The sequence below is a fragment of the Buttiauxella brennerae ATCC 51605 genome, from assembly GCF_001654925.1.
Lineage (GTDB): Bacteria > Pseudomonadota > Gammaproteobacteria > Enterobacterales > Enterobacteriaceae > Buttiauxella > Buttiauxella brennerae.
In genome coordinates, this window is record NZ_LXER01000042.1 from 1 (window position 1) to 3171 (window position 3171).

1 rRNA gene is annotated in these 3171 nt (G+C 51.4%); it reads left to right on the forward strand.

Annotated elements, in window-relative coordinates:
* Positions 1-150: 150 nt before the first annotated feature.
* Positions 151-3059, forward strand: a 23S ribosomal RNA gene (locus M975_RS21880).
* Positions 3060-3171 lie beyond the last annotated feature (112 nt).

Below are 3171 nucleotides of genomic sequence, written 5' to 3' on the forward strand. Positions count from 1 at the left end.
TATTGCTCTTTAAAAATCCGGAACAAGCTGAAAATTGAAACGACATGTCGTCTCATTCCTCCGTAATAAGGAATGGGAATACGATATGTTCGAGTCTCTCAAATTTTCACAACATACGATTGTGTCTTACGAGACATCTTCGGGTTGTGAGGTTAAGCGACTAAGCGTACACGGTGGATGCCCTGGCAGTCAGAGGCGATGAAGGACGTGCTAATCTGCGATAAGCGTCGGTAAGGTGATATGAACCGTTATAACCGACGATTTCCGAATGGGGAAACCCAGTGCAATTCGTTGCACTATCGTTAAGTGAATACATAGCTTAACGAAGCGAACCGAGGGAACTGAAACATCTAAGTACCTCGAGGAAAAGAAATCAACCGAGATTCCCCCAGTAGCGGCGAGCGAACGGGGAACAGCCCAGAGTCTGAATCAGTTTGTGCATTAGTGGAAGCGTCTGGAAAGTCGCAGGGTACAGGGTGATACTCCCGTACACAAAAATGCACTTGCTGTGAACTCGAAGAGTAGGGCGGGACACGTGGTATCCTGTCTGAATATGGGGGGACCATCCTCCAAGGCTAAATACTCCTGACTGACCGATAGCGAACAAGTACCGTGAGGGAAAGGCGAAAAGAACCCCGGCGAGGGGAGTGAAACAGAACCTGAAACCGTGTACGTACAAGCAGTGGGAGCCTCTTTTATGGGGTGACTGCGTACCTTTTGTATAATGGGTCAGCGACTTATATTCTGTAGCAAGGTTAACCGTATAGGGGAGCCGCAGGGAAACCGAGTCTTAACTGGGCGTTAAGTTGCAGGGTATAGACCCGAAACCCGGTGATCTAGCCATGGGCAGGTTGAAGGTTGGGTAACACTAACTGGAGGACCGAACCGACTAATGTTGAAAAATTAGCGGATGACTTGTGGCTGGGGGTGAAAGGCCAATCAAACCGGGAGATAGCTGGTTCTCCCCGAAAGCTATTTAGGTAGCGCCTCGTGAACTCATCTTCGGGGGTAGAGCACTGTTTCGGCTAGGGGGCCATCCCGGCTTACCAACCCGATGCAAACTACGAATACCGAAGAATGTTATCACGGGAGACACACGGCGGGTGCTAACGTCCGTCGTGAAGAGGGAAACAACCCAGACCGCCAGCTAAGGTCCCAAAGTCATGGTTAAGTGGGAAACGATGTGGGAAGGCACAGACAGCCAGGATGTTGGCTTAGAAGCAGCCATCATTTAAAGAAAGCGTAATAGCTCACTGGTCGAGTCGGCCTGCGCGGAAGATGTAACGGGGCTAAACCATGCACCGAAGCTGCGGCAGCGACACTTAGGTGTTGTTGGGTAGGGGAGCGTTCTGTAAGCCGTCGAAGCTTGCCTGTGAGGGCAGGTGGAGGTATCAGAAGTGCGAATGCTGACATAAGTAACGATAAAGCGGGTGAAAAACCCGCTCGCCGGAAGACCAAGGGTTCCTGTCCAACGTTAATCGGGGCAGGGTGAGTCGACCCCTAAGGCGAGGCCGAAAGGCGTAGTCGATGGGAAACAGGTTAATATTCCTGTACTCGGTGTGACTGCGAAGGGGGGACGGAGAGGGCTATGTTAGCCGGGCGACGGTTGTCCCGGTTTAAGCATGTAGGCGGAGAGTTTAGGTAAATCCGGACTCTTATCTAACGCTGAGGTGTGATGACGAGGTACTACGGTACTGAAGTAACAAATGCCGCACTTCCAGGAAAAGCCTCTAAGCATCAGGTCACATCAAATCGTACCCCAAACCGACACAGGTGGTCAGGTAGAGAATACCAAGGCGCTTGAGAGAACTCGGGTGAAGGAACTAGGCAAAATGGTGCCGTAACTTCGGGAGAAGGCACGCTGTCGGTAGGTGAAGTCCCTCGCGGATGGAGCTGAAGGCAGTCGAAGATACCAGCTGGCTGCAACTGTTTATTAAAAACACAGCACTGTGCAAACACGAAAGTGGACGTATACGGTGTGACGCCTGCCCGGTGCCGGAAGGTTAATTGATGGGGTTAAGCGCAAGCTGAAGCTCTTGATCGAAGCCCCGGTAAACGGCGGCCGTAACTATAACGGTCCTAAGGTAGCGAAATTCCTTGTCGGGTAAGTTCCGACCTGCACGAATGGCGTAATGATGGCCAGGCTGTCTCCACCCGAGACTCAGTGAAATTGAAATCGCTGTGAAGATGCAGTGTACCCGCGGCAAGACGGAAAGACCCCGTGAACCTTTACTATAGCTTGACACTGAACACTGGTCCTTGATGTGTAGGATAGGTGGGAGGCTTTGAAGCGAGGACGCCAGTTCTTGTGGAGCCAACCTTGAAATACCACCCTTTAATGGCTGGTGTTCTAACGTAGACCCGTAATCCGGGTTGCGGACAGTGTCTGGTGGGTAGTTTGACTGGGGCGGTCTCCTCCTAAAGCGTAACGGAGGAGCACGAAGGTTAGCTAATCACGGTCGGACATCGTGAGGTTAGTGCAAAGGCATAAGCTAGCTTGACTGCGAGAGTGACGGCTCGAGCAGGTGCGAAAGCAGGTCTTAGTGATCCGGTGGTTCTGAATGGAAGGGCCATCGCTCAACGGATAAAAGGTACTCCGGGGATAACAGGCTGATACCGCCCAAGAGTTCATATCGACGGCGGTGTTTGGCACCTCGATGTCGGCTCATCACATCCTGGGGCTGAAGTAGGTCCCAAGGGTATGGCTGTTCGCCATTTAAAGTGGTACGCGAGCTGGGTTTAGAACGTCGTGAGACAGTTCGGTCCCTATCTGCCGTGGGCGCTGGAGAATTGAGGGGGGCTGCTCCTAGTACGAGAGGACCGGAGTGGACGCATCACTGGTGTTCGGGTTGTCATGCCAATGGCATTGCCCGGTAGCTAAATGCGGAAAAGATAAGCGCTGAAAGCATCTAAGCGCGAAACTTGCCCCGAGATGAATTCTCCCTGGGAACTTGATTCCCCTGAAGGAACGTTGAAGACTACGACGTTGATAGGCTGGGTGTGTAAGCGTAGCGATACGTTGAGCTAACCAGTACTAATGATCCGTGAGGCTTAACCTTACAACACCGAAGGTGTTTTGGTTGAGAGACTAGAATATTTAATTTTCAGCTTGAACCGAGATTTTAAGTCGATGGTTACAGATAAAACTGTGACGGTTGATGAAACAGAATA